This is a genomic window from Mycobacterium sp. NGS35 (assembly GCF_059812855.1).
In genome coordinates, this window is the sequence record NZ_JCALDL010000013.1 from 31,611 (window position 1) to 54,469 (window position 22,859).

Here is a 22,859-nt window from a genome sequence, read left to right on the forward strand (position 1 = left end):
GCAACCAGCGCTCGGCGGCGGGGCGAGTCGGGGCGGACGTCGGCATGGGGATACCTTGCCGTTTCACAGCACGCTTTAGGCTGAAGGCATGCAACGGATTATCGGGACCGAGGTCGAGTACGGCATCTCGTCGCCGTCTGACCCGACCGCGAATCCGATCCTGACTTCCACGCAGGCGGTGCTGGCGTACGCCGCGGCGGCGGGGTTGCAGCGCGCCAAGCGCACCAGGTGGGATTACGAGGTCGAGTCGCCGCTGCGCGACGCCCGGGGCTTCGACCTGTCGCGGTCCGCGGGACCGCCACCGATCGTCGATGCCGACGAAGTGGGCGCGGCGAACATGATCCTCACCAACGGGGCGCGGCTCTATGTCGACCACGCCCACCCGGAGTACTCGGCGCCAGAGTGCACCGATCCGCTGGACGCGGTGATCTGGGACAAGGCCGGCGAGCGGGTGATGGAAGCGGCCGCACGCCACGTTGCCAGCGTCCCCGGTGCGGCGAAGCTGCAGCTGTACAAGAACAACGTCGACGGCAAGGGTGCCAGCTACGGCTCGCACGAGAACTACCTGATGAGCCGGCAGACACCGTTCTCCGCGGTGATCGCCGGGCTCACACCGTTTCTGGTGTCTCGGCAGGTGGTGGTCGGCTCAGGCCGGGTCGGCATCGGGCCGGCGGGCGACGAGCCGGGGTTTCAGCTGTCGCAGCGCGCCGATTACATCGAGGTCGAGGTCGGGCTGGAGACCACGCTCAAGCGTGGCATCATCAACACCCGCGACGAACCCCACGCCGACGCCGACAAGTACCGGCGGCTGCACGTGATCATCGGGGACGCCAACCTCGCGGAGACGTCGACGTATCTGAAGCTCGGCACTACCGCGCTGGTGCTGGACCTCATCGAAGAGGGTCCGCAGTTCAACATCGACCTGTCCGATCTCGCGTTGGCGCGGCCCGTGCATGCCGTGCACGTCATCAGCCGCGACCCGACGCTGCGTGCGACGGTCGCGCTGGCTGACGGTCGGGAGTTGACCGGCCTCGCCATCCAGCGGATTTATCTGGACCGGGTGGCCAAGCTGGTGGACAGCCGCGACCCTGACCCGCGGGCCGCTCATATCGTCGAGACCTGGGCGCACGTGCTCGACCTGCTCGAGCGCGACCCGATGGAGTGCGCAGAGCTGCTGGACTGGCCCGCCAAGCTGCGGCTCCTCGAAGGGTTCCGGCACCGCGAGAATTTGAACTGGTCCGCGCCGCGGCTGCATCTGGTGGACCTGCAGTATTCGGACGTGCGGCTGGACAAGGGGCTTTACAACCGGTTGGTGGCTCGCGGTTCGATGAAACGGCTCGTCACCGAACAGCAGGTGCTGGACGCCGTGGAGAACCCGCCGACCGACACCCGCGCGTACTTCCGCGGCGAGTGCCTGCGGCGCTTCGGTGCCGACATTGCTGCCGCCAGCTGGGATTCGGTGATTTTCGACCTGGGCGGCGACTCGCTGGTGCGCATTCCCACGCTCGAGCCGTTGCGTGGTAGCAAAGCTCACGTCGGCGCGCTTCTGGAGTCGGTGCAAACCGCCGCCGAACTTGTGGAGCAGCTCACCGCAACCTGAGCTTGTCCCGGTAAATCAGGCTCTGACCGGTAGGGTGGAAGAACCGGTGGCCCACCGGCCGCCGATGACCGATGCAGGAGGCAGCGATGGCTCAGGAGCAGACCAAGCGTGGCGGTGGCGGCGGCGATGACGACGACCTCACCGGTAGCGCGGCGGCCGGGCAGGAGCGTCGCGAGAAGCTGGCCGAGGACACCGACGACCTGCTGGACGAGATCGACGACGTCCTCGAGGAAAACGCGGAGGATTTCGTCCGTGCGTACGTCCAGAAGGGCGGACAGTGACCTGGCCGAATCGCGAAAAGCTGGCCATTCCCCATCCCATCTCCGGAGCTTCATCCGTACCACTGGACCTGTCGTCCTTCACTGATCATCTGCGTCGCCAGGCGCCGCAATTACTGCCTGCGTTGAGTCCCGCCGAGGCGGCGACACCCGGGGCTGCGCTGGCGCACGGCACGACGATCGTCGCGCTGAACTATCCCGGCGGCGTGGTGATCGCCGGTGACCGGCGCGCCACGCAGGGCAACATGATCGCCAGCCGCGACGTCAAGAAGGTGTACATCACCGACGACTACACCGCGACGGGGATCGCCGGCACCGCGGCGATCGCGGTGGAGTTCGCCCGGCTCTACGCCGTGGAGCTCGAGCACTACGAAAAGCTCGAGGGAGTGCCGCTGACGTTCGCCGGCAAGGTGAATCGGCTCGCGATCATGGTGCGGGGCAATCTCGGCGCGGCCATGCAGGGGCTGGTGGCGCTGCCGCTTCTGGTCGGCTACGACATCGACGACCCCAACCCGCAGGCGGCCGGCCGGATCGTGTCGTTCGACGCGGCCGGCGGCTGGAACATCGAGGAGGAGGGCTATCAGTCGGTGGGCTCGGGTTCGGTGTTCGCCCGCTCGTCGATCAAGAAGCTGTATCCGCAAGTGGTCGATGCTGATTCGGCGCTGCGGGTGGCAGTGGAAAGCCTCTACGACGCCGCCGACGACGACTCCGCCACCGGTGGCCCAGATCTGGTGCGCGGCATCTTTCCGACCGCGGTGACAATCGACGCCGACGGCGCGGTGGAGGTGCCTGAGCAGCGCATCGCCGAGCTGGCTCGCGAGGTTATCGAAAAGCGAACGGAGACAAGCACTTTGCGTTCCAAGGGCGGCCCGTCCACCGACGCCAGGGATGACTCGTGACGTTTCCGTACTTCATCTCGCCTGAGCAGGCGATGCGTGAACGCTCCGAGCTGGCCCGCAAGGGCATCGCCCGGGGGCGCAGCGTGCTCGCGTTGGCGTATGACAGCGGCGTGCTTTTCGTCGCCGAGAACCCGTCGCGGTCGCTGCAGAAGATCAGCGAGCTCTACGACCGCGTGGGCTTCGCCGGGGTGGGCCGGTTCAACGAGTTCGACAATCTGCGCCGCGGCGGCATCCAGCTCGCCGACACGCTGGGCTACACCTACGACCGCCGCGACGTCACCGGCCGTCAGCTGGCGAACCGATACGCGCAGACATTGGGCACCATCTTCACCGAGCAGGCCAAACCGTACGAGGTGGAGCTCTGCGTCGCCGAGGTCGCGCACTACGGCGAAACGAAACCGCCTGAGCTGTACCGGATCACCTATGACGGGTCGATCAACGACGAGCCGCACTTCGTTGTGATGGGCGGATCCACGGAACCGATCATCGCTGCGCTGAAGGAGTCGTACCGCGAGAACGCCAGCCTGGCGGAGGCGGTCGGCTTCGCGGTCCGGGCGTTGGAGGCGGGCACCAGCGGCAACGGGTCCGGTGCTGAACCGCGCACACTCGGCGTCTCGACGCTCGAGGTGGCGATTCTGGATCAGAACCGGCCGCGGCGTGCGTTCCGGCGGATCACCGGGCCGGCGTTGGAAGCGATGCTGCCGCAAGCTGATTGACGGCCGACGGTCATCCGGTGGGTCGCAGCCACGGCGGTCTGGCCCACGGCGGCAGAAATCTCAGTGGGTCGACGTAGACGCTGTACGGCTGGCCCGTCATGACGGCGTAGATGTTGCGCCACGCGTCGGACGGTTCATTGAGTACGTCGCTGTGTGAGCGCCATCCGCCCATCAGCCTGCCGTCGTCGTAGTCGCCGGTGGCCAGCCGGATCACGCCCGGCATCTCGTCGGGGTCGGCACCGTGCGGGTTGAACGGCAGGCCTTGCAGCGGGGCGATCCAATCGCCGGGCGCCGTCATGGAAAACCGCATCACGTAAGGGTTTTGGTTGTGCCAGTCGCCGAGGTCGTCGACGTGGACGCCGGCGCCTGCCGCCTCGACGTAGATGGTGCGGTCGGCGGTCAGCCCCATCGCTTCGGCGGTGCCGAGTATCGAGCCGCCGTAGGAATGGCCGACGTAGGTGACTGCCACGTCGCGACCGAGGCTGTCGGCGACGCGGTTGACGTCTTGGCCGAACGACACCAGTCGCGGGGCCATGTCGGTGGCGTAGTGGGTGTCCATTGCGTCACCGATGCCGTCGGGAACCCCGCCTTGTGGGAAAGCTCCGCCGAGGTAGGTGATCATCGCCAGGTCGCCATGGCCGGCGTTGACGAACCGGTTGGCCGTCTCGGTGTTGGCCGCCGAGCCCTCGATGGTGGTGTTCATGCCCGGGACCAGCACTCCGACGTTCTTCGCGGTGCCGAGATCGCCGACCAGCTCGATCAGCGACGAGCGCGCGGGATCGAAGGCCAGGATCTGCCGGTCGACTCGGCCCTTGCGACCGGTGGGGTCGGGCACTTCGCTGAGTAGACCTTGGTAGAACCCGATGCGCTTCGCCACCGCGTCTCGTTTGGCCGGGTCTTGGGTGGAGTCGAGCTCGCGGCGCGAGTCGAGGACCGCCTGCTCGATGTTGACGCGGTTGGCGGCGGCGCGCATGTCCCACGGCACCCCGTCGGTGTTGCCGACCTGCTGCGGGTGGGTGTCGACGAGCTGGCGACGCTGCTCAGGGGTCATCGCGCCGATTTGTGCGGCGATGCCGTCCTGGGTCAGCGTCGGCCAGTTGGCGGTTGGGTTGTCGCTCAAGCCGGCGGCGGTGGTGGGCGCCGGAGCAGTGACGCCGTGGAACGCGTCGTCGATGTCGTGGGCGGCGTCGTCGTCGGCTGCGGCCAACGCGTCGAGCTTGTCGACGATTTCGCGGGTGAACGCGGCGGCGCCGTCACGCAGCACCTCTGTGGCGATCCGCATGTCGCCGCCGCAGTGGTTGAGCACCGCCAGCGGTGGCTGGGCCGGCGGGGTGACGGTTCCGTCGTCGGCCACCGCGAACCCTTGGGATCGCACCGCGCCGGCAGTGCCGAGCACGTCGTCTCGGGCAGCCGCGACGGCGTCGGCGCCGTCACGTGCAGCGACCGCCGCGGCTACCAGTGCACGCGCCAGCCGTGCGGCATCAGCGGACACATCTGCGGCGCGCTGACGGGCGGCGTTGGCGGCGTCGCCGGTCCAGAAATCGTGGGTGTCGCAGAGACCTTGCACGACGACGTCGAACTCACGATGCACATCGGTGGCAGCGCCGTCCCACGCATCGGCGGCCTGTCGCAACGAATCCGGACGCCATGACTGTGCCTGCGACAGCGTAGGCCTTCCCCCCATGCCTCATGCTGGCACTTCTGCGTCAGTGCTTGCAGACGTTATCCACAACGGACTGTGTCGTACCCGCTCGCTACAGTCACTGTCCGATCGGCTAATCACCTTCGGGAGTTGACAAGTGCGCGTTCTCAACTGGAACATCAGCCACGGCGGCGGGAGCCGGATCTCGGAGATTGCACAGCACATCGAAGACGTCAACGCCGACCTCGTGGCGCTCACCGAATTCCGCGCGGGCAACGAACCGTCCCTGCGCAGGCAGCTCAATCGGCTCGGCTATCCGTTCATCGCGACATCGAACCCGGTAGGGAAGCAGAACGGTCTGCTCGTGGCGGCGAAGTGGCAGATCGATAGCGCCGCAGCGCAAGACACGTTCGACCTTGACCGAGAGAGGTGGCTTGCGATACGCCTTGATGAGCTCGACGCCGACATACTCGCTCTGCACATCCCCGGCGCTCCCGACAACAAGTTCGAGGATGGTTACGGCATCTCCGGGGCCCGGCGCAAAGAACTGTTCTGGCAGCGGACTCTCACCTATGCCCGCGCCCATCGCGACCGCCGAGCGATCATCATGGGCGACTTCAACACCGGGTTACGGATCGATGCCGAGGGCGCGATGTTCAAGAACTCGCAATATATGAAGGATCTGATCGAGTTAGGTTTCGTCGACACATGGCGGCATCTGCATCCCGACCAACGCGACTACACGTGGTACTCGAAGCGTAAAGACAAGACGACGGGTGAAACCCTAGATCTGAACGGCTTTCGATTGGACTACATCTTCGTATCGCCTGCGCTGCAGGACGCGATCGTCGATGCCGCGATACTCCATGAACCCCGGAAGGTCGGCGCCTCCGATCATGCGAGTGTCGTCGCGAACTTGGAGTTGGCCTAACCGGCGTCGGCAGAGGCGTTGAGTTGCTGGATCACCTCGATGACCGCGCGTGCCCGGTCGGGGTCGAAGACCGAGCCGATTCCTTTGGGGGCGTTGTCGGTGAAGGGCGGCTCGAACAGCAGATCTGGTGACATGCTGCCGTGCCGGGTGAGGTAGTTGATGACAAGCTGGATGAACTGGATCTGGTCGGCCGTCGCATTTTTGCCGTCGAGAAATTCCGCGAAAGCGGCGGTCGCGGCTGCACGGTCCAGTCCGATCAATGACCGGATGAACCGGCCAAAGCCGTTGGCCGCGTGCACCGCTCGATGGAGATCGGCAGAATCAGCGACTCCGCTGGAGATCAGCAGCTCTTGGAGCGATTCCAGGTCCGCTTCAGTGAGCGGTTGCGCCTTCTTCAACTTCTGCAGCGCGAGGTTGTCCGGTTGGCGGACCAGGAAATCGTAGATCTTCGCGTTGAAGCGGTCGACGTCAGTGAAGGTGGCGACCGCCGGCATGGCCACTTCGGTGACTTCTCCAAGTGTGTCTTCGTAGTCCGTGTAGATCAGCGGCCGGGTTTTCTTGTCGAGCAAGCCGACGATCGACCGCAACTGTCGACGGGCCTGTTCCAGCATCGGGGGAGTGACGTCTTGCCACCATTCGTCGCTGGCCACCTCGCGCAGCAGCTCCTCACGCTTCTTGATTTCCGGGATGCTGAGTTGCTCCAATAGCCCATCGGCAATGGCGCGGATGCTTGCTTCGTGTGGCTCTTGTCCGTGGCCGTAAAGCACGGCGATCTGGCTCCGAACCACCATCAGGTCGAATCGCTTAGCCGCTTCGTCGGAGTCCTGCACGGTGGTGGGCAGCGGCGCGAGATCGGCGATGATTTCGGCCAGCTGCGCCTCGGCAAGGGACTCCCAATTCTTTGGATCGGAGTACTTCTCGACGACAGCGCGCTTAGGTTTGACGATGAAGTTGTCCAGGCGCATCCCTTGCACATGGTTCTGCAGCACATGTGCGATGTCGGCTCGCAGCTGCGGATAGGCCTTCTGCTTGTCCAACGACCCCACCAGCTCCGCGCGGGCGGCAAAGAGCCGCTCGGACAACGGCTTTGGCACGATGCCTTGCGACGTCGGGAGTTCTTGGCCGAAGTATTCGAAGTTGGCGCAAATGTCGAAGATCAGAAAGTCCTTCTTGTCCAAGCCAGGGCCGTAAAGGTCAGGGCGCAACCGCGTGCCGCGGCCGACCATCTGCCAGAACTTGGACTTGGACCGGACCGGTTTGAAGAAGACGAGATTGGCGACCTCCGGGACGTCGATGCCGGTGTCGAGCATGTCGACCGAAATCGCGATGTGCGGTGACTTGTCAGGCTGTGAGAAGTCGTCGATCAATGAGTCGGCGAATTCGACAGCGTGGGTGATGACCCGCGCGAATGTTCCTTTGTATTCGGGGTAGTGGACGTTGAAGCGCTCGGCGATGAAGAGAGCATGCGCGTTGTTGCGCGCAAAAATGATTGTCTTGGCCAGTCGATCTCCGCCGGCGACACGGTGACCATGGCGCATAAGAACTTCCAGTGCCTTGTCGACGGTGTCGGCGTTGAAGAGCCACTTGTTGACGACGTCGGCGTCAACCGCATCAGGAGCGTCGTCTTCGCCCCATTCGGTGGCGTCCCACTCGTCCTTCTCTTCTTCGGAGAGATCGTCGTAGCGAAGCCCGCGCAGTGGGAACTGGAGGGGGACGGTGACGGCGCGCGGTGGCACAAGGTAGCCGTCTTGAATGGCTTCGTCGAGGCTGTAGTTGTCGGTGGGAACGCCATCTTCGAGGTTGAAGAGCTGGTACGTATTGCGGTCGACTTCCTCTTTGGGCGTGGCCGTCAGTCCGAGCAACAGCGAATCGAAGTGTTCGAAGATGTGCCGGTATTTTTGGTAGACCGAGCGGTGGGCTTCGTCGATGACGACCAGGTCGAAGTAGCCAGGGCCGAATCGTCTTGCGCCGCCCTCGGTTTGGTTGATCAGCCCCATCATTGTCGGATAGGTCGCGACGTACACCCGGCTATCGGTGTGCTTGTCGGTGAGCAGGTTCACCGGCTTCGATTCGGGAAGCATGGCCTTGAATGCGTTGACGGCCTGTTTGACTAAAGCGACCCGGTCAGCAAGAAAGAGTACGCGCTTGACCCAGTTGGCCCTCGCGAGAATGTCCACAAGCGCGATGACGGTGCGCGTCTTACCGGCCCCGGTCGCCATGACCAACAGGGCTTCGCGCTGGTTCTCGGTTTCGAATCGGTCGAGAACTCGACGAATCGCACGCTCCTGGTAAGGGCGGTCGACGATGTGGCGCGGAATGTCAGTGCCCGCCAATGGCTTACGGGTGAAGCGACGTTGGATCAGCAGTTCGAGTTGGTCACGAGTGTGAAAGCCGTTGATCGGCCGCGGCGGGTATTGCGTGTCGTCCCAGATGAAATGCTGGAAACCGTTGCTGTAGTAGATGATCGGACGCTGGGCGTACATATGTTCTAGGCAGTCGGCGTAGAGCTTGGCTTGATGCTGGCCAGCGTGCGCGTCTTTGGATGTCCGCTTGGCCTCGACGAGGCCGAGTGGCTTACCGTCGGAACCCCACAGGACGTAGTCGACGTAGCCAGTCTTGCCGTCGGGCATGCCGTGCACCGGGAACTCGCGGTCCCGTTGGTCGGCAAGCGTCCAGCCGGACTCGAGAAGATCGGCGTCGATGAACTCGGTGCGGGTAGCGGCCTCGTCGTAGTCGTGGGTATCGGGCTTAACCTGATTAGCCGCCTTGATGGCGGCCAGTTCAGCGCGTGCAGCGGCGAGTTCTGCTTCGAGTGTGGTCTGGGCGGCCTGCGCGGCGGTCAGCGCAGCGTCCTTTGTCTTCAGTTCGTCGTTGAGCTTCGTGATCTGCGGGATCGACTTGGCGACGGCCTGCCCGGCGGGCTTAGGCAGCAACGCCGGGTTGAACTGGGCGGCGGGATCGGGCTTGCTGGCCGCGTCCTTGCCGTAGGTGCGGGCCAGCCAGGACATGACGTGGAAGAGCTCGCGGAGGACGACTTGGCTCTTGTCCTTAGGGAGAGGCTTGTGCTCGTGGACGGCGATGTTGCCCAGTTTGCGGATGAGGTCGAACTTCTGGCGCAGCGCCGGTCCGACGAGGTTGACGAATTCGGGTTGATGGATCCGGGCGGCGAGGTCGCTCTTGTAGGGCTCCTGGAAGCCTTCGACGCGGTAGATCCATGCGACGGTGTGCTCGACGGCGCGCCGCGCGTAGAAGCAGGTGGTGCGGGGGTCGAAAAGCGCGTCACGTTCGGCGTTGCGCGCCTCGGCGTAGAGCTGCGGCCACTGCCTCTGCAGGAACCCGAAGTTACCGCTCACCGCCTGTCCTCCTCCCGAGGGCGATCTTGACACATTTGCCGTCGTCAAACGCGCAGCCGCAGCACATTACAGATGGCGGCCGACAGGAAGGCGTCGATCTCAGGTGTAGTGAAGTCGGCATTGTGCAATGCGTATCTCGTCGCCGACGATCTTGTACACGAGACGGTGTTCGGCGGTGATACGTCGCGACCAGTAGCCGTGCAACCCGTGCTTGAGCGGTTCGGGCTTTCCGATGCCCTCGTTCCCGTTGCGTCGTATATCAGCGATGAGTTGATTGATTCTGCGTACGAGCTTGCGATCCTGCCGCTGCCAATACACGTAATCGTCCCAGGCGGACTCGTCCCACACGAACCTCACGGATCGACGAGGTCATGCTGCGTGCCTTCGCCGGCCTCCAATCGTTCGATTGACGCCAGCAGCCGGCGGGCGTTGGCCGGATTCTGCAGGAGGTGGGCTGTCTCTTTCAGTGATTCGTAGTCATCGAGTGCGACGAGGACGACCGGTTCCTTCCCGGAGCGGGTGATGACGATTTCCTCCCGGTCGTTCACCACAGAATCGAGGGCGGCGGCGAAGTTCGCTCGGGTAGAGGAGTAGCTCATCGTTTTCATGATCCGGCTCCAGATGTTGTCGCTGAACGTACAGGATATTGTACGTGCGCGACATGTGGCCCATGTTGAGCGACTTGGGATTGTCAGATCGCGATGACGCGGATGAGCCCTTCTAGGCCTGAGAAGTCCTCCGGATTTCGGCTGTAGAGATCCAAATGATTGGCGTGCGCGGTCGCGGCGATCAGCAGATCGGCGAATCTGCTTCTCGGCTTTCGCCCTTCGCGTACGACGGCGGCGACGATGAGTCCGTAACTTCGCACGGCCGCCCCGTCGAATGGGATTGGCTCTAGTCTCGACTCCACCTCTTGGAGCCGGGCTTGGCGCTTGGCCGCCTCGATGGGCGTCGCGGCCAACAGCGGACCGGCGGCTAATTCGGCAGATGTAATCGCAGAGATCGCCACCTGGTCTGGCATTGCTGCGATGACCGCCGGGTCGTGCCAGTCGATGACGACCGATGTGTCCAAGAGTCCGGACGAGCTCACAGACTTTGGTCGATCGATCGGTCGAGGTCGGCGCGGAACTGACGATGATCAATGCGCACCGCTGCGCTGGCCAGTGCGGCGACCTCGTCACGAGTGATGAATGTGCGGCGAACAACCCGTATCGGCCGAAGTTCGGCCACCGGTTCGCCATTGCGCGTCACGACGAAGGTCTCGCCAGCGGCTACCGCGTCCATCACCTTGGCGTTGTCGTTTCGGAGATCGCGCTGCGCGATTGTCCTCGCCATTGCCGAATCGTAGCATCTTGTGCTACAACCTGCTACACCAAATAGCAGTCGCGTGCTTTGCGTGGGCGTGGGTCACGTGCGCCGCATGTTCGTGGTTATCAATCGACGTGGCGTCGGTAATCGAGTAGCCCCGCGTGAATAGCCTCGCTATAACTCGCCGGCGAAGGCTCTGGCTTGGAGCGAGGCGAAAAGCGTATCGAGTTTTGTTAGGGATTCGGCCTGCCGGGTATGCAGAAACTCCGTGGCAGTGAGTATCTGCTCGAAGGCAAGCTGTTCGCGAATAGGCGGCACGACCACGGGAAAATTACGGAGCTGCCTGGAATTTATTGTTGCAATGCCAGTCGTTTGCTTGGCTGACCGCAGGAAGTATCGTTTTCCGTAGCGACTGCCTATGAGCCAGGCCAGGTAAACAGCGTTCATTCGGTCAGACGTCACCCGCACGCGGAATATATGATTTTGATGTATGCACTCCGGCAGCTCGTCCTTCCAGATAGTGCCGCGTCCCAGTTTGTCGGCATCCCCACCCTCTGTGAGCACAATATCTCGGGCTTGCAGACGGTATCTATTAATCTCCGCCTCCGTAGCATCAATAGTCTTGACACTTTTCAGGTCTAGCGCCCGGTCCTGCACGTTCGCCACCGAAAGGTATGGTACGGGCCGCGTCCTAGCATCGGCTGACAGACGTCTACCCTTCGTAATCCCGGAAGCGATCTCAGACACTTCTGATAGGGGAACCACGCCTGCGCCGTGGTGCTGTTTGAACATATTTTCAAAAACAGCATCCCGGAATTGGTTTCCAGTGCGGATTGCGTCCCCCCGCTTGAGGCGCAGACCGTCAGCGTAGTCGAGGATAGCCGCGATGCGCCGTTGTTCTGAAATAGGCGGCAGTGGTATTGGGAATTTGGCGAGTTCAGCTGGAGCTAGTCGCGGCAGGTTGGCCCCTGAGCTGCGATTGACGGCCCGAGCAGTGGTCTCTGGCCGTAGCAGATGCCGCATTAAGAACCGTCTATCAAGGGCATCACATGGACGAATCGGAATAATGTCTGTACTGCATATACCGGAGAAGTCGGGAATCGCAACTTTCTGGAGGTATGGCCGCAATTTCCCGAACAGTACATCGCCTGGCTCAAACGTGAACTTGGTGCTCGCGATACCAGCCTCTGAGGTATGGATAGGCCGAACATGCCTTCCGCCGGATGCAATGTGTTCCAGTCCTACGTACATCGTGTCCGGAGCCACCTGATTCGCGTCCATCGTTGTTCGCGCGAACTGGGCTACCTCGCCAAGCGGCACCATCGGCCACTTGCTCATTCCGACTCCGCGAGCATCCGGCGCAACTCCGCCATTCCAGCACGAATGTCATCCTCAATCTTGTCGAGTTCGTCGAGAATCTCGATGGGTGAGCGGTACTCGACCTGTTCGTGGACGATCTCCTTATACCTGTTGATCGACAGGTCGTAGCCCTGGGCAGCGATTTGGTCCTTCGGCACGCAAAACGACTGCTCGGTTGGCGCTCGGTCCCGCTCCGCTGTCTCGCGAAGTGCCCATCGCTTCAGCACATCCGGCAAGTTGTTCTTCTCATGTTCCTCGTCCGATAACTCGGCTAGTGGACCGAGCTTCGACACGTCCAGCAGTGGCGTGCGCTTGTCGTCCAGTGAATACCCGTCGGCGCGGACGTCGTAGAACCACACGAAATCCGTTCCGCCAGAACCGGTCTTAGTGAAGAACAGCACTGCGGTGGAAACACCTGCATACGGCTTGAACACACCCGACGGTAGCTTGACCACCGCGTCCAGCTTGTGGTCCTCGATTAGCATGCGGCGAAGCTCCTTGTGCGCCTTCGTCGAACCAAACAACACGCCGTCCGGGACGATCACCGCGGCGCGACCGCCCATCTTCAGCAGCCGCAGGAACAACGCGACGAACAGAAGCTCCGTCTTTTTGGTCTTGACGATTCGCTGCAAGTCCATTGCCACATTCTCGTAATCCAGCGAGCCGGCGAACGGTGGATTGGCCAGCACCACCGAGTAATTCTCGGCATCGTGAGTGTTCGCCTCGGCAAGCGAGTCGCGATAACGCACGTCGGGATGTTCGACCCCGTGCAGCATCATGTTCATCGACCCGATGCGCAGCATCGTCCGGTCGAAGTCGAAACCGGTGAACATCTCGTTGTGAAAGTGCTTGCGCCACTTACCGGCTATCTCGTCGGCGTAATGGGCCCTCATGTACTCGATCGCCGCCACCAAGAAGCCGCAGGTTCCCGCCGCCGGGTCAACGATGGTGTCGCCGGGCTTGGGCGCCATCATCTCCACGATCAGCTTGATGATGTGCCGTGGCGTACGGAACTGCCCGTTCTTGCCCGAGGTGGAGATCTCCGACAGTAGGTATTCATAGACATCACCCTTGGTGTCGAGGTCCTCCATCGGGACCTCGTCGAGCATGTCGATCACCTTGGCCAGTAGCCCTGGGCTCGGGATCGTCAGCCGGGCATCTTTCATGTGCTCGGCGAACGTCGAATCGTCGCCGCCCATCTCCCGGATGTACGGGAACACCTGGTTGGCGACGGCCTCGTAGGCGTCGTCGGGATGCATGTTCTTGATAAACGACCACCGAAGCTCGTCTCGGCCGACCGGAAACGGATTGCCCTCGACCGGCTTGCCCAGCAGTTGAGCACGTTCCAGCGCCCTCGACTGCTGGTCGTCGAGCCGCTTGATGAACAGCAGATAGGTGATCTGCTCGACCACCTCCAGCGGATTGGACATCCCGCCGGACCACACCGCATCCCAGATGCGGTCGATCTGGTTACGAACTTCCCCTGTGAGCATCGCCGTTTACCTGCCCCGTCAGCCGTCGTCGAGTCCAACAGGACTGTATAAGCGACAGGTCCGACAAATGTGCCACCCGCCAGGTGCTGCGCGGCGATCTCGAAGAAGGCGGGAAGCGATCAGCCGGATGTACGACAGTCAGCGGTCCGTCCTCGAGAGTGACGTTCTGCAGAGGTCTACTCGAACCGGCGGCGGGTTACACGTCAGCTTGTCGCTGTAACAAGTACGCTCGATTACGTGCAGCGTCGAATCATGGGTATCGAGACCGAATTCGGTGTCACCTGCACGTTTCACGGGCACCGCCGGCTCAGCCCTGACGAAGTGGCCCGCTACCTGTTCCGCCGCGTGGTCTCGTGGGGTCGCAGCAGCAACGTCTTCCTGCGCAACGGCGCTCGGTTGTACCTCGACGTCGGCAGCCACCCGGAATATGCGACCGCCGAATGCGACAACCTGGTGCAGCTGGTCACCCACGACCGTGCCGGGGAGCGGGTGCTCGAGGATCTGCTGATCGACGCCGAGCAGCGGCTCGCCGACGAGGGCATCGGCGGTGACATCTATCTGTTCAAGAACAACACCGACTCGGCCGGCAACTCCTATGGCTGTCACGAGAACTATCTGATCGTGCGCGCCGGCGAGTTCTCCCGCATCTCCGACGTCTTGCTGCCGTTCCTGGTCACCCGGCAGCTGATCTGCGGCGCCGGCAAGGTGCTACAGACACCCAAGGCGGCGACGTTCTGCCTGTCCCAGCGCGCCGAGCACATCTGGGAAGGCGTCTCCAGCGCCACCACCCGCAGCCGACCGATCATCAATACCCGCGACGAGCCGCACGCCGACGCCGAGAAATATCGCCGCCTGCACGTGATCGTCGGCGACTCCAACATGTGCGAGACCACCACGATGCTCAAGGTCGGCACGGCCGCGCTCGTGCTGGAGATGATCGAATCCGGCGTGGCCTTCCGCGACTTCTCCCTGGACAACCCCATCCGCGCGATCCGCGAGGTCAGCCACGACCTCACCGGGCGGCGGCCGGTCCGGCTGGCCGGCGGCAGGCAGGCCAGCGCGCTGGACATCCAGCGCGAGTACCACGCCCGCGCGGTCGAACACTTGCAGACCCGCGAGCCCAACGCGCAGATCGAGCAGGTGGTCGACCTGTGGGGCCGCCAGCTCGACGCGGTGGAAAGCCAGGACTTCGCCAAGGTCGACACCGAAATCGACTGGGTGATCAAGCGCAAGCTGTTCCAGCGCTACCAGGACCGCTACAACCTCGAGCTGTCCGATCCCAAGATCGCCCAGCTGGACCTCGCCTACCACGACATCAAGCGCGGCCGCGGCGTCTTCGACCTTCTGCAGCGCAAGGGCCTCGCCGCCCGGGTCACCACCGACGAGGAGATCGACGAGGCGGTCGACACCCCGCCGCAGACCACCCGCGCGAAGTTGCGCGGCGAGTTCATCAGCGCCGCCCAGGAAGCCGGCCGCGACTTCACCGTCGACTGGGTTCATCTCAAACTCAACGACCAAGCGCAGCGCACCGTCCTCTGCAAGGATCCGTTCCGGTCGGTCGACGAGCGGGTCAAGCGGCTGATCGCCAGCATGTAGCTGCGCCGCGATTGCGGCGCGCGCAATTAGGCTGACACGGTGGGGATCTCCAAAGTCGAGCGGTTGATGAACCTCGTCATCGCGCTGCTATCCACCCGCAACTACCTGACCGCCGAGCGGATCCGCGCCACCGTGCTGGGTTATGCCGACTGCCCGACGGACGAGGCGTTCTCGCGGATGTTCGAGCGCGACAAGAACGAGCTGCGCGACCTCGGCATCCCGCTGGAAACCGGCCGCGTGTCCAATCTCGACTCCACTGAGGGCTACCGCATCAGACGCGACGACTACGCGCTGCCCGACATCGAACTGACCGCCGACGAAGCCGCGGCCGTCGCCGTCGCGGTCCAGCTGTGGCAATCGCCGGAGCTCATCACCGCGACCCAGGGTGCGCTGCTCAAATTGCGCGCCGCGGGCGTCGATATCGACGCCGGCGACGCCGTTTCGATCACCTCGGCGGCCGCACTGCCCGGCATCCGCGGCTCCGAGTCGGTATTGCCAATACTGTTGAGCGCCATCGACTCCGGACAGGCGGTGCAGTTCCAGCACCGGTCGTCACGCGTCGAGCCGTACACCACCCGCACGGTCGAGCCGTGGGGGGTGGTCACCGACCGCGGGCGCTGGTATCTGGTCGGCAAAGACCGCGACCGCGATGCGGTGCGCACGTTCAGGTTGTCGCGCATCGGCGCGGAAGTGACCCCGATCGGGCCCGTCGGCGCGGTGCGCAAACCCGACGACGTCGACCTGCGCGAGATCGTCGCCAAAGCAGTCGGCGAGGCGCCCACCGGCGTGGCGGCGCGGGTGTGGGTGGCCGCCGAGCGCGCCACCGCGCTGCGCCGGGCAGGCACCGTGGTCGAGTCGGTGACACTGCACGGCCGCCCGGGCGACGTGCTGGCCATCGACATCGGCTCGATGGATCGGCTGGCTCGCGAGGTCGCCGGCTACGGCGCCGACGCGGTGGTGCTGGAGCCCGAATCGCTGCGCGACGAGGTACTCGCGCGACTGCGAGCGCAAGCGCAGGTCAGCGCATGAGCCAGCTCTCCACGCGGCTGGTTCGGCTGCTGAACATGGTCCCGTACTTCCAGGCCAACCCCGGAATCAGCGCCGAAGAGGCGGCCGCCGACCTCGGCGTGAGCACCAAGCAGCTGATGGCCGACCTCAATCAGCTGTGGATGTGTGGGCTGCCCGGGTACGGCCCCGGCGACCTGATCGACCTGTCGTTCTCCGAAGAGAGCATCGAGGTGACGTTCTCGGCCGGCATGGACCGGCCGCTGCGCCTGACGTCCTCCGAGGCGACGGCAGTGCTGGTCGCGTTGCGGGCACTCCTCGACATCCCCGGCATGGTCGACCCGGAAGCTGCGCGCAGTGCGATCGCAAAGATCGAATCGGCGGCCGGCGGCCACCGGGCGATGCCGACCGCGACGGCGACCCCCGACACCCCGGCCGTGGCGGCAGTTCGCGACGCCGTGCGCAAGCGCCGCGCCGTGGCCCTCGACTACTACTCGGCCTCGCACGACACGTCGTCGCATCGCGTCGTCGACCCGATCCGCATCGTGTTCGTCGGCGATCAGAGCTACCTGGAGGCGTGGTGCCGCAGCGCCGAAGGCGTGCGGCTGTTCCGGTTCGACCGCATCGACTCCGCCCAGGTGCTCGACGAACCGTCGGCGCCACCGCCGCCCGCCGTGCAGGCCGGCCCGGACACGTCGTTGTTCGACGCCGACCCGTCCCTGCCGTCGGCCACCCTGCACGTCGCGCCGACGGCCACCTGGATGTTCGACTACTTCCCGATGCGGATGGTGCGCGAAATGCCGGACGGCTCGTGTGAGGCGGAGATGACTTACGCGTCAGAGGAATGGATGGCCCGGCTGGTACTCGGCTTCGGGTCGGCCGTGAAAGTGCTGGCCCCGTCGTCTCTGGCCGAGCGGGTCCGCAGCGCGGCGGCTGCGGCGCTGCAGGCATATGAGGCCGAGTCGCTGCGGTAGCATCGAAGCAACGTCTGGAGGCAACCCATGTGGACAAACGGCATAACAGGTTGGCACCTGATCATTCTCGTCGCGGTGATCGTCCTGCTGTTCGGTGCCAAGAAGCTGCCCGACGCCGCCCGCTCGCTCGGCAAATCGATGCGGATCTTCAAGTCGGAGATCCGCGAGTTGCAGCACGAGGGAAAGTCGGAGAGCCCGTCACAGCCCAATGCTGTGCAGTCCGAGCGGGTCGACGCGCCGGCGCCGGAACAGAACCACAGCCGACCAGCTTGAGCGACGCGCCGTCTGGCGCACATGATCACCGCTTGTGAAGATTCCCGGCGTTCTTAAGCGGCTGGACCCCCGCCGTCGCCGTAGTCGGGTCAATCCCGACGGCACGATGTCGTTGGTCGACCACATCCGCGAACTGCGCACCCGCCTGTTGATCTCCGTGGCGGCGGTCGCGCTCACCACGATCTTCGGGTTCGTCTGGTACGGCCACGGAGTCTTCGGCCTGGAGAGCCTCGGCGAATTCCTGCGCCAGCCCTACTGTTCGCTGCCACCGTCCGCGCGTGCCGATATCAGCGCCGACGGGGGTTGCCGGCTGCTCGCGACCGCCCCGTTCGACCAGTTCATGCTCCGGCTGAAGGTCGGGCTGACCGCGGGGATCGTGCTGGCCTGTCCCGTGTGGCTGTACGAGCTGTGGGCGTTCATCACCCCGGGGCTGTACCGCAACGAGCGCCGGTTCGCGGTCGTGTTTGTGTCCTTCGCGGCGCTGCTCTTCGTCAGCGGCGCGGTGCTCGCCTACGTCGTGCTGTCCAAAGCGCTGCACTTTCTGCTCACCGTCGGCGGCGACGTGCAGGTGACCGCACTGTCGGGTGACCGCTACTTCGGCTTCCTGATCAACCTGCTGCTCGTGTTCGGGGTCGGGTTCGAGTTTCCGCTGCTGATCATCATGCTCAACTTGATCGGCGTGCTCACCTACGCCCGGCTGAAGTCGTGGCGGCGGGGCCTGATCTTCGGCGTCTTCGTGTTCGCGGCATTCGCGACGCCCGGGTCCGACCCGTTCTCCATGCTCGCGCTCGGCCTGGCGCTGACCGTGCTGCTCGAGGTGGCGATCCAGATCGCCCGCGTGCACGACAAACGCAAGGCCAAGCGTGAGGCGGCTGAGGGCTGGGCGGTCGCCGACGACGAAGCCGCGCCGATCGAGGCGCCGGAGGCGCTGCCGTCGCATGACCGTTAGTGAGCTGGCGAAGTTCTCCGCGCTGTTGCCGTTCACGCTGGACCCGTTCCAGCTGAAGGCGTGCTCGGCGCTGGAAGCAGGCCACGGTGTGCTGGTGTGCGCACCCACCGGCGCGGGCAAGACCGTGGTGGGGGAGTTCGCGGTGCACCTGGCTTTGCAGGCCGGACGAAAATGCTTCTACACCACCCCGATCAAGGCGTTGTCCAATCAGAAGCACACCGATCTGGTATCCCGCTACGGTCCCGAGAAGATCGGGTTGCTCACCGGCGACCAGTCGATAAACGCCACCGCGCCGGTGGTGGTGATGACCACTGAGGTGCTGCGCAACATGCTGTACGCGGATTCGTCTGCGCTGCATGGTCTTTCGTATGTCGTCATGGACGAAGTGCACTTCCTTGCCGACCGGATGCGCGGCGCGGTCTGGGAAGAAGTCATCTTGCACCTGCCCGAGGAGGTCCGGGTGGTGAGCCTGTCGGCCACCGTCTCCAACGCCGAGGAGTTCGGCGGCTGGATCAAGACGGTGCGCGGTGACACCACGGTGGTCGTCGACGAACACCGCCCGGTGCCGCTGTGGCAGCACATGATGGTGGGCAGACGATTGTTCGACCTATTCAACTACTCCAGCGGCGGCGGCCCCGACGACGCGGGCCGCGCGCCCTTGGTGAACCGGGAGTTGTTGCAGCACATCGCGAATCGTCGCGAGGCCGACCGGCTGCTCGAGTTCCAGCCGCGTGGGCGCGGGCGCAATCCGCGGCCGCGGCTGTACCGGACGCCGTCGCGGCCCGACGTGATCTCGGTGCTCGACCACGACGCGCTGCTGCCGGCGATCGTGTTCGTGTTCTCCCGCGCCGGGTGCGACGCGGCGGTGGGTCAATGCCTGCGGTCGTCGCTTCGGCTGACCGATGACGACGAGCGACCCCGCATCGCCGAGGTGATCGACCGGCGCACCGCCGAGCTGTCCGACGCGGACCTGCTGGTACTGGGTTTCCACGAGTGGCGCGACGCGCTGATGCGCGGCATCGCCGCCCACCACGCCGGCATGCTGCCGATCTTCCGGCACACCGTCGAAGAGCTGTTCACCGCCGGGCTGGTCAAGGTGGTGTTCGCCACCGAGACGCTGGCGCTGGGCATCAACATGCCCGCGCGCACGGTGCTGCTGGAGAGGCTGGTGAAGTTCAACGGCGAACAGCACCTTCCGCTGACCCCGGGCGAGTACACGCAGCTGACGGGACGGGCCGGCCGTCGCGGCATCGACATCGAGGGCCACGCGGTGGTGCTCTGGCAACCCGACGTCGACCCCGCCGAGGTGGCCGGGCTGGCGAGCACCCGAACCTTCCCGCTGCGCAGTTCGTTCGCGCCGTCCTACAACATGACCATCAACCTGGTGCACCAAATGGGACCCGAGCAGGCGCACGCGCTGCTCGAGCGGTCGTTCGCGCAATACCAAGCCGACCGCTCGGTGGTGGGACTGGTCAATGCGATCAACCGCAACACCAAGACCATGCAACAGCTTTCGAAGGAACTCGGCGAAGACAGCGCGGCGGTGCTCGAGTATGCGCGGCTGAGGGCCAAGCTGGGTGAACGCGAACGCGCCCAGGCGCGGTCGTCTCGGCTGCAGCGCCGGCAGGCGGCCAGCGATGCGCTGTCGTCGTTGCGCCGCGGAGACATCATCTCGATCAGCCGGGGCCGTCGCGGCGGATTGGCGGTGGTGCTGGAGGCCGACCGCGACGCGACGGATCCGCGGCCGCTCGTTCTCACCGAAAACCGTTGGGCGGGAAGAATATCCGCGGCGGACTACGGTGATGCCGCGGCGCCGCTGGGTTCGATGACGCTGCCCAAGCGCGTCGAGCACCGTCAGCCGCGGGTCCGTCGCGACGTGGCGTCGGCGTTGCGCTCGGCGGCCGCGGGCCTCAAGATGCCCGGTGCCAACGCCCGCCGCCGGACCGAACCCCGCGACGATCCGGCAGTGCGCGCGCTTCGCGACGAAATCCGTCACCACCCGGCGCATCGGATCCCCGAGCGCGAAGCCAAAATGCGCATTGCCGAACGGTATCTGCGGATCGAGCGGGACAACGAGCAGCTGCGCCGCAAGGTCGCGACGGCGACGCATTCGCTGGCACGCACCTTCGACCGAATCGTCGGATTGCTCACCGAGCGGCGGTTCATCGAGAACGGCACACAGGACAAGCTGCGCGTCACCGACGACGGGCGGCTGCTTGCCCGGATCTATTCGGAAAGCGATCTCCTTGTCGCGGAGTGCCTGCGCAGCGGCGCATGGCACGGACTGAATGCCGCCGAACTCGCGGGTGTGGTGTCGGCCGTGGTGTACGAAACCCGCGGTGCCGACGGACCGTCGCCGCGGGCCGCCGAGATACCCACCGCCCCGCTGCGGCGAGCGCTGGCCGAGACACGGCGACTGGCCGGGGCGCTGCGCGCCGACGAGCAGCGGCACCGACTCGAGCTGAGCCGTGAACCCGACGAAGGGTTCGTCACCGCGGTGTACCGCTGGGCCACCACCGGCGATCTGACAGCGGCGCTCGAGGCCTCTGACGCGGCCGGCGCCGGAACGCCGCTGCCCGCCGGCGACTTCGTGCGGTGGTGCCGCCAGGTGCTCGACCTGCTCGACCAGATCCGGATCGCCGCCCCCGACAAGGGCTTGCAGACCTCGGCGAAACGCGCGATCGACGACATCCGGCGCGGCGTCGTCGCAGTTGATGGCGGGTAGGGTGGGTGACCGCTACGGTGGCAACTACTGCGAGAGGTAGGAGAACGGAAGCGCGATGAGCGGACCCCAGGGATACGATCCCAATCAGCAATGGTCGGGCCGGCCGGAGCAGCAGCAGCCGTCGGGCGCTGAGGAGCCGACCGCTCAACAGGGCTGGCAGCAGCCCGCGTACTCGCCGCAGCAGTACCCCCAAGCCCAGCCGTATCCCGGTGCGCCTCAACAGTATTCGCAGCCGGGGCAGGAATATGGCCAGCAGCCGTACTCACCCACCGAGCAAGCGGCACAGCAGCCGACGCAATACGCGCAGCCGGGCCAATACCCGCCGTACGGCCAGGGCTACGGCCAGCCGCCGCAGTACGCGCCGCCGCCGGGTGCACCGCAGTACGGCGAAGCCCCGGCGACCTTCGGCGAGGGCCCGGGGCAGAAGGGTTCCAAGCGTTCGCTGGCCATCCTCGGCACCGTCGTCGGTGTACTTGCCGTGATCGTCGTGGCCATCGTGCTGGTCCTGGGTTTCTGGAAGCCGGGATTTTTCGTCACCACCAAACTCGACGTGAACAAGGCCCAGGATGGCGTGAAGTCGGTGCTGACCGACCAGACCAACGGCTACGGCGTCAAGAACGTCACCGACGTCAAGTGCAACAACGGCCAGAACCCCACCGTGAAGAAGGGCGACACCTTCACCTGCGACGCGAGCGTCGACGGTCAGCACAAGCAGGTGACCGTGACGTTCCAGGACGACAGCGGCACGTACGAGGTCGGCCGACCGAAATAGCTACCTGGCCGGCAGCGCGTCGAGCGCGTTCTGCAAACGGCCCACCGGCGAGCCGATGCCATACTTCTCGGCCAGCTTCGCCACCTTTCGCGGGTGGACGGCGGCGAGCGGAAGCTCGTCGGTGTCCGTCGACAACTGCACAGGCGCGTCCGTGGCCACCCTGACCACCGGCCCCGCCGCTTCCAAGTAGTCGCGGGCCGCCAGGATCTTCTTGCGAAAAGCCTTGGACAGCTTGGACTTCGGGTCCTCCGCTGCTTCCAGAATCGCCTCCAGTGAACCGTACTGCGACAGCAGCGTCGCCGCGCTCTTCTCGCCGATGCCGGCCACACCGGGTAGGCCGTCGGACGGGTCGCCGCGCAGCAGCGCCAGCTCCGCGTACGCAGGCCCGGCGCGATGGGCAGGCACACCATAGCGTTCGGCGACCTCGGCCGGCCCGAACATCGTCGCGTTGGCCAGTCCGCGGCCCAGGTACAGCACCTTCACGGGTACCGGCTCGTCGGTGACCACCTGCAGCAGGTCGCGATCACCGCTCACCACGATCACCGGGTCGCGGCGCTCGCGGGCCGCCAGCGTGCCGAGCACGTCATCGGCCTCGTAGCCGGGCGCGCCGGCGGTGGGAATGCCGAACGCGTCGAGAACCTCGAGGATCCACTCGACTTGGGGCGTCAGGTCGTCGGGCACTTCCTCGATGTCCGGTTCGCCGTCCGGCAGTGGCTCGGCGACGCGATGTGCCTTGTAGGACGGAATGCGGTCGACGCGCCACTGCGGGCGCCAGTCCCAGTCGTCGCACACCACCAGCCGGCTCGGGCGTTCGCGGGTGATCACCGCCGCCACCGCGTCGAGGAAGCCGCGCACCGCGTTGACGGGTTTGCCGTCGGGTGAGGTGATCGACGACGGCACCCCGTAGTACGAGCGGAACCACATGCTCGCACCGTCGAGCAGAAGCAGGGGAGCTGGCATGCGGTCATCATGCCAGCGGTTAGAAA

General features: G+C 65.0%; 21 protein-coding genes. 12 read left to right on the forward strand and 9 right to left on the reverse strand.

The features are described from left to right. The first annotated feature begins 88 nt into the window (after positions 1–88). The 4 genes from dop (at position 89) to prcA (ending at position 3,493) form a co-directional block, all read left to right on the forward strand. The gene (gene dop, locus AC5Y4C_RS18525; protein ID WP_499964503.1) at positions 89–1,600 is read left to right on the forward strand and encodes a pup deamidase/depupylase; all 1,512 of its coding nucleotides are present in this window, start codon (positions 89–91) and stop codon (positions 1,598–1,600) included. Between the two features lie 86 nt (positions 1,601–1,686). Next, positions 1,687–1,881 (forward strand): ubiquitin-like protein Pup, encoded by a 195-nt coding sequence (locus AC5Y4C_RS18530; RefSeq protein ID WP_499908117.1) that lies wholly within the window; start codon positions 1,687–1,689, stop codon positions 1,879–1,881. After that, positions 1,878–2,777 (forward strand): proteasome subunit beta, encoded by a 900-nt coding sequence (prcB, locus tag AC5Y4C_RS18535; RefSeq protein ID WP_499908118.1) that lies wholly within the window; start codon positions 1,878–1,880, stop codon positions 2,775–2,777. Before AC5Y4C_RS18530 ends, prcB begins: the two co-directional genes overlap by 4 nt. Then, entirely contained in the window at positions 2,774–3,493 is a 720-nt protein-coding gene (prcA, locus tag AC5Y4C_RS18540; RefSeq protein WP_499908119.1) for a proteasome subunit alpha, read from the forward strand. Before prcB ends, prcA begins: the two co-directional genes overlap by 4 nt. Positions 3,494–3,503: 10 nt before the next feature. Here the strand turns inward: prcA and AC5Y4C_RS18545 are convergent, their stop codons facing one another. Further along, the gene (locus AC5Y4C_RS18545; RefSeq protein ID WP_499964501.1) at positions 3,504–5,177 is read right to left on the reverse strand and encodes an alpha/beta hydrolase; all 1,674 of its coding nucleotides are present in this window, start codon (positions 5,175–5,177) and stop codon (positions 3,504–3,506) included. Between the two features lie 115 nt (positions 5,178–5,292). Between AC5Y4C_RS18545 and AC5Y4C_RS18550 the strand changes: the two genes are divergently transcribed. Further along, the gene (locus tag AC5Y4C_RS18550; protein ID WP_499964499.1) at positions 5,293–6,066 is read left to right on the forward strand and encodes an endonuclease/exonuclease/phosphatase family protein; all 774 of its coding nucleotides are present in this window, start codon (positions 5,293–5,295) and stop codon (positions 6,064–6,066) included. Here the strand turns inward: AC5Y4C_RS18550 and AC5Y4C_RS18555 are convergent. The 7 genes from AC5Y4C_RS18555 to AC5Y4C_RS18585 all read right to left on the reverse strand — a co-directional run bounded on the left by AC5Y4C_RS18555 (position 6,063) and on the right by AC5Y4C_RS18585 (position 13,579). Then, complete coding sequence (locus tag AC5Y4C_RS18555) at positions 6,063–9,419, reverse strand: DEAD/DEAH box helicase family protein (protein ID WP_499964498.1); 3,357 nt, start codon at positions 9,417–9,419, stop codon at positions 6,063–6,065. The two genes, AC5Y4C_RS18550 and AC5Y4C_RS18555, sit on opposite strands and share 4 nt — an antisense overlap. 99 nt (positions 9,420–9,518) lie before the next feature. Beyond that, positions 9,519–9,776 (reverse strand): Txe/YoeB family addiction module toxin, encoded by a 258-nt coding sequence (locus tag AC5Y4C_RS18560; RefSeq protein WP_499964496.1) that lies wholly within the window; start codon positions 9,774–9,776, stop codon positions 9,519–9,521. Continuing rightward, complete coding sequence (locus AC5Y4C_RS18565) at positions 9,773–10,027, reverse strand: type II toxin-antitoxin system Phd/YefM family antitoxin (RefSeq protein ID WP_499908681.1); 255 nt, start codon at positions 10,025–10,027, stop codon at positions 9,773–9,775. The genes AC5Y4C_RS18560 and AC5Y4C_RS18565 overlap by 4 nt, the downstream gene beginning before the upstream one ends. Positions 10,028–10,110: 83 nt before the next feature. Further along, positions 10,111–10,509, reverse strand: coding sequence for a type II toxin-antitoxin system VapC family toxin (locus AC5Y4C_RS18570; protein WP_500008509.1), 399 nt, complete (start codon positions 10,507–10,509; stop codon positions 10,111–10,113). After that, the gene (locus tag AC5Y4C_RS18575) at positions 10,506–10,754 is read right to left on the reverse strand and encodes a type II toxin-antitoxin system Phd/YefM family antitoxin (protein ID WP_499908125.1); all 249 of its coding nucleotides are present in this window, start codon (positions 10,752–10,754) and stop codon (positions 10,506–10,508) included. The genes AC5Y4C_RS18570 and AC5Y4C_RS18575 overlap by 4 nt, the downstream gene beginning before the upstream one ends. A gap of 147 nt (positions 10,755–10,901) precedes the next feature. Next, a complete protein-coding gene (locus AC5Y4C_RS18580; protein WP_499964492.1) occupies positions 10,902–12,065 on the reverse strand; it encodes a restriction endonuclease subunit S in 1,164 nt (387 codons plus the stop codon). Further along, complete coding sequence (locus tag AC5Y4C_RS18585; protein WP_499964490.1) at positions 12,062–13,579, reverse strand: type I restriction-modification system subunit M; 1,518 nt, start codon at positions 13,577–13,579, stop codon at positions 12,062–12,064. Before AC5Y4C_RS18585 ends, AC5Y4C_RS18580 begins: the two co-directional genes overlap by 4 nt. 237 nt (positions 13,580–13,816) lie before the next feature. On the opposite strand from AC5Y4C_RS18585, the gene pafA reads away from it, so the two are divergent. Genes pafA through AC5Y4C_RS18620 form a run of 7 tightly spaced genes read left to right on the forward strand, consistent with a single transcriptional unit; the run spans position 13,817 to position 21,873 of the window. Beyond that, the gene (gene pafA, locus AC5Y4C_RS18590) at positions 13,817–15,175 is read left to right on the forward strand and encodes a Pup--protein ligase (RefSeq protein WP_499908128.1); all 1,359 of its coding nucleotides are present in this window, start codon (positions 13,817–13,819) and stop codon (positions 15,173–15,175) included. 39 nt (positions 15,176–15,214) lie between these two features. Next, positions 15,215–16,204: a helix-turn-helix transcriptional regulator gene (locus AC5Y4C_RS18595; protein ID WP_499908129.1), complete on the forward strand. Its 990-nt coding sequence runs from the start codon at positions 15,215–15,217 to the stop codon at positions 16,202–16,204. Further along, on the forward strand, positions 16,201–17,154 hold the full coding sequence (locus AC5Y4C_RS18600) for a helix-turn-helix transcriptional regulator (RefSeq protein ID WP_499964489.1): 954 nt from the start codon (positions 16,201–16,203) through the stop codon (positions 17,152–17,154). The genes AC5Y4C_RS18595 and AC5Y4C_RS18600 overlap by 4 nt, the downstream gene beginning before the upstream one ends. A gap of 27 nt (positions 17,155–17,181) precedes the next feature. After that, positions 17,182–17,427, forward strand: coding sequence for a Sec-independent protein translocase subunit TatA (tatA, locus tag AC5Y4C_RS18605; protein WP_499964487.1), 246 nt, complete (start codon positions 17,182–17,184; stop codon positions 17,425–17,427). A 34-nt stretch (positions 17,428–17,461) separates the two neighbouring features. Then, on the forward strand, positions 17,462–18,376 hold the full coding sequence (gene tatC / locus AC5Y4C_RS18610; protein ID WP_499908132.1) for a twin-arginine translocase subunit TatC: 915 nt from the start codon (positions 17,462–17,464) through the stop codon (positions 18,374–18,376). Further along, the gene (locus tag AC5Y4C_RS18615; RefSeq protein ID WP_499964485.1) at positions 18,366–21,101 is read left to right on the forward strand and encodes a DEAD/DEAH box helicase; all 2,736 of its coding nucleotides are present in this window, start codon (positions 18,366–18,368) and stop codon (positions 21,099–21,101) included. The genes tatC and AC5Y4C_RS18615 overlap by 11 nt, the downstream gene beginning before the upstream one ends. Positions 21,102–21,156: 55 nt before the next feature. After that, entirely contained in the window at positions 21,157–21,873 is a 717-nt protein-coding gene (locus AC5Y4C_RS18620; RefSeq protein WP_499908134.1) for a DUF4333 domain-containing protein, read from the forward strand. Here AC5Y4C_RS18620 and AC5Y4C_RS18625 read toward each other — a convergent pair whose 3' ends face one another. Further along, the gene (locus AC5Y4C_RS18625) at positions 21,874–22,833 is read right to left on the reverse strand and encodes a 5'-3' exonuclease (protein WP_499964483.1); all 960 of its coding nucleotides are present in this window, start codon (positions 22,831–22,833) and stop codon (positions 21,874–21,876) included. Between the last annotated feature and the right edge of the window lie 26 nt (positions 22,834–22,859).